The sequence below is a fragment of the Streptomyces sp. NPDC028419 genome (assembly GCF_055565515.1).
Genome location: NZ_JBVHUE010000066.1, coordinates 15,050 through 18,907 on the forward strand (window position 1 = coordinate 15,050; position 3,858 = coordinate 18,907).

Sequence of the window (3,858 nt, forward strand, 5' to 3'; positions counted from 1 at the left end):
CCCTCTCCCTCCTGTTTCCCCCTGTCTGCTAGCTCTGTCTCTTTCTCCCCCCCTCCCCCCCCCCCCTCCCCCCCCCCCCCCCCACCGCCCCCCCCCCCCCCCCCCCCCCCCCCCCCCCCCCGGGGCCCGACGTGGCCGAGTGGCCGCAACCCGGCGCCACCCCGAGTACGGGTGGGCGCCGGATAGCGACGGCTCGGAACCGTCGGTACGCAACGGCCGCTCTCCCCGTCGGCGACGACGTCGCGTGCAGGGGTGCGGTCCGTTCTCTGTGCAGTTCTCAAGTGGGGCCAGGCAGACAGCCGTCAGGCCCGTTTCCGGGAGGCACCGGCGCTGCGGAGCACCTGAACCCCGGGGGGTTCAGGTGGCGAGGTGATGAAAGTAGCGCACTAGGTAGGTCTAGCGCTAGTACTAGCTGTGGGTCTTTTCGTGCCTTAGCCTGTTACCTACGATTCCTGCACCTGACAGGCGCAGGACGAGGTGAGGAGGCACGGATGCCCGAGACCATCGGGTACCAGGAGATCGCCGCCCATTACCGGCAGCAGATCCAGGACGGCACGCTTAGCCCGGGGGACCGCATGCCCTCCATGAGGGAGGTGTGCGAGCGCTTCGGCGTGGCTGGCACGACGGCAAATCGCGCGTACCGACAGCTCAAGATGGAGGGGCTGACGATCTCCCGCCCAGGTGTGGGAACCCTGGTTGCACCGGCCATCAGCAACAACATCGCCACCCGGGTGGCGATGTTCGAGGCGACTGGGAGCGCACTTGGCGGGGGCGAGTCCTCCCGCATCCTGGAAGTGGGAACGGTCGGCGCCGATTCCCTCGTGGCGCCGCGGCTGGACGTAACCCCCGGCACTCCCGTCTACGTCCGACGCCGAGTTGTGAGCCGTGGCGGAGTGCCGGTCCACGTGAGCAGCAGCTACTACCCGCCGTACGTCGTTGAGGTGACGCCCGAGCTGACCCAACCCACCAGCACTGGCGGATCCCGCGAGTTGGCGGCGGCACGGCTGGGGTCGCCGCAGGATCAGGTCCTCGAAGAGGTCACGTCACGCATGGCCACCGGAGCCGAAAAGGCGGCACTCGGTCTCACTGCGGGGGAAGTGGTCGTGACCCAGGTCGTACGGACCGTAACGCTGGTGGACGGGCGGGTTGTCGAGGTAGCAGTGAAGGTTGCTGGCGGCGACACGATCCTGAATTGGTCGTCATCGCTGAGGCCGACGACTCAGCCGTAGCTAGAATCCGCATGCACCCATTACATGACCGATGGGAGATGCCCATATGCGCAGTACAGAAGCGCTCTTACGGCTCACCGTGTCCGGCCTGATGTACGCCACGGGAGAGACCCAGGCGGACCTCGGCCGGGGCCTACGCCTAAGTCAGGGGCAGGTTTCACGCAAGCAATCCGGCGGTAACGGCGGCTCTTCGTGGACTCTGACTGACCTTGACCGACTGTCGGCCCACTACGGCATCCCCGTGCCCGACCTGCTATGCGGAGTCGATCACGCTGTTTCGCGACTGCCAGCGCGGCGGCGAGCGGCTACGGTCGGCGGACTCCAGACCGCCATCACCCTTTAAGAGATCGAACACGCTCCTTACGCGGCGTAGTGTCGCAAGCACCAGAACGTCAAAAAGGCCCGCCGGGAAAGCTCTCTCAGGGTTACCAGTCCTGAGACCCGACGGGCCGACCTAGCACAGGTCTATGGGCGAGTGTACCCATGTGGATGGCTGATCACGCGGACACGTCGCACAGACCGGAAAAGGACCGCCGTGGAAACGGCTGGATACACCCGACCCGATGACGACGACAGTCAAGGGGTGGAGCTTTACGGCCCCCTGGATGGCGGCCTGTACAGCTCACAACTCAAGGACTGGGTCCCTCTCTGCCCGCAGTTGCGGGACGGATCAGTTCGGCTGTACTGGACGATGCGCGCACTGGTGATCGAAAAACATGGCCCTGTTCGCAAGCTGACTCTGATGGAACTCTGCTACCTGCTGCCAGCCAAGCCGTCCAAGCCGGGAGAGAGCCCCAAGCCGTCCAGCGTCGCGCGGATCCGGTCGCTGCTCGCTGAGCTGACGTCGGTGTCCCTGGTGACCACACCCGACGGCAAACGACTCAAGACCTCCTCGCGCGTACGTGCCTCGGGTGAACCGCTTCGGATCCGCATCAATGACATGCCGCCGCGCGGCTACAGCGGTCCGCCGAACGCGTTCGCTGTCCTGGACGCGGTGCGCGCACCGGCCCGTGAGGCGGCCCGGAAGGCCGAGGCCCGTCGGGCCAGCCTGGAGTCGACCCGGAAGGCGGAGAAGAGAGCCGAGACAGCGGGCCAGATTTCTGGCCCGGCCCCCGGCGCGGGCCAGATTTCTAGCCCGTCGGGCCAGATTTCTAGCCCGTCGGGCCAGATTTCTAGCCCGCATCCGGCCGCTGGCCTGCAAGATCACGAACTCCCGTTCAGTCCTTCCACTCAGTCCTTCCGCTCAGCCACCCCCGTCCGTCCGTCCGTGTCTGTAGGTGGAGACGTGCGCGCGAACACGGACGGAGGGACGGACGGAGGGACGGACGGAGGCGGCGATGTTGTGGTTGAGGACCAGGACCAGGACCAGGCTCAGCCTGGCGGGGGCGCGGCGGCGGCTGACGCCGCGCCGCTGAACGACAACAGCGCAGCAGCAGCCGAGGCTGCTCCGGGTGCGGGTGGTTCCGCTGAGTGCGCGCCGATCGTGGGGACCCCGGGGGTGTTGCTGTTGACGGAGATCGGGGCCTGGCACCCGGAGTACCTGTTGACGGGTCAGACCTTGGTGGATCAGGGCTTGATGGTGACGGGGATGTTGGAGGCTGGTTGGAAGGGGGCGAGCATCCGGCAGGTGGTGACGGGGCGTCCGTTGCCGGTGCCGTTGACCCGTACGGTCGGTGCGATCGTGTCCGCCCGGTTGCGGCGGGCCGCTGCTGGTCCGGTGCCGTCGCCCACCGCCTCATGGGGTGTTCCTGCTCAGAGCAGTCCGGCGGACAGCGCGGCTGACCACTCCAGCACGGCCGTGGCCGGGCGCACGGTGGCCGAGGCGCTCACGCACCGGACGCAGTTTGAGTGCGAGGAGTGCGGTCGCCCCTGCGAGGACGGACGCGGCCTGTGTGGGGTGTGTGCGGGTTGGCCGCAGTGCACGACTGGTTGCGGGCGCCGGGTGGAGCACGGGGAGGTCTGCCCCAGCTGCGTGCAGGCCGCGGCGAGCGCGGGCATTTCCGTACATGCGGCCGCGGACGGGGTCTGTCCCGGGCACGACGGCCCGTGCGGACGTCCGGTTCTGACCCTGGGTCTGTGCGGAAGTTGCCGGATCAAGGTGGAGATGGACCGGGCCCGCGCGGACGCCGAGTGGCGGGCCTCTTGCGCGGCAGCGACCGCGGCGGTTGATGAGGCGGAAGCGGGGGGCCGCGCGACAGCCCCGTTCTAGCCGCTGTGTGCCCTGCTGGACCCCTGACAGGTTGTGTTGGTCCCCGAGTTGGGGTCGGGCTCTGGTGGGGGCTCAGCGGGGCGTCTGTGGCGTTTCGGGTTCGGTTGGGGCGCGGTGTGGGTAGGCTGCTCTCGTCCCGGGGCGCTCCTGGTCGCCGCGGGAGCAGCAGCACGTTGAAGAGGTGGGTGGCTCTCGACCCGGGGTCGTGGTGGCCGCGGTGAAGTTGACGGTGGTCACCGTGGTGCTGGTCTGGATGATCATGGTGCGGACCGCCCGGACCACCGGGGGCACCCCCTGGTTCTGCCATTGGTACATGCTGCAAAGCTGATGCAGGGCAGCCCCCGGTACTCGTGTCAAATCCGGGATCCTACACAGGCAGTCATCATGATGCAGTCGAGCCACCACCCTCCCCCTTGCCAG

At 67.9% G+C, this 3,858-nt stretch carries 3 protein-coding genes; 2 read left to right on the forward strand and 1 reads right to left on the reverse strand.

From position 1 onward, the window contains the following. Positions 1-491: 491 nt before the first annotated feature. On the forward strand, positions 492-1,229 hold the full coding sequence (locus tag ACZ4UB_RS38895; protein WP_468077917.1) for a GntR family transcriptional regulator: 738 nt from the start codon (positions 492-494) through the stop codon (positions 1,227-1,229). Positions 1,230-2,795: 1,566 nt separating this feature from the next. Here the strand turns inward: ACZ4UB_RS38895 and ACZ4UB_RS38900 are convergent. Continuing rightward, a complete protein-coding gene (locus tag ACZ4UB_RS38900) occupies positions 2,796-2,960 on the reverse strand; it encodes a hypothetical protein (protein ID WP_468077919.1) in 165 nt (54 codons plus the stop codon). 659 nt (positions 2,961-3,619) lie between these two features. Here ACZ4UB_RS38900 and ACZ4UB_RS38905 point away from each other — a divergent pair. After that, positions 3,620-3,766, forward strand: coding sequence for a hypothetical protein (locus ACZ4UB_RS38905; protein WP_468077921.1), 147 nt, complete (start codon positions 3,620-3,622; stop codon positions 3,764-3,766). Positions 3,767-3,858 lie beyond the last annotated feature (92 nt).

Bases quoted from the DNA above. Each gene is read 5' to 3' on its own strand.
- ACZ4UB_RS38895 (WP_468077917.1), top strand. From the start codon at position 492: ATGCCCGAGACCATCGGGTACCAGGAGATCGCCGCCCATTACCGGCAG.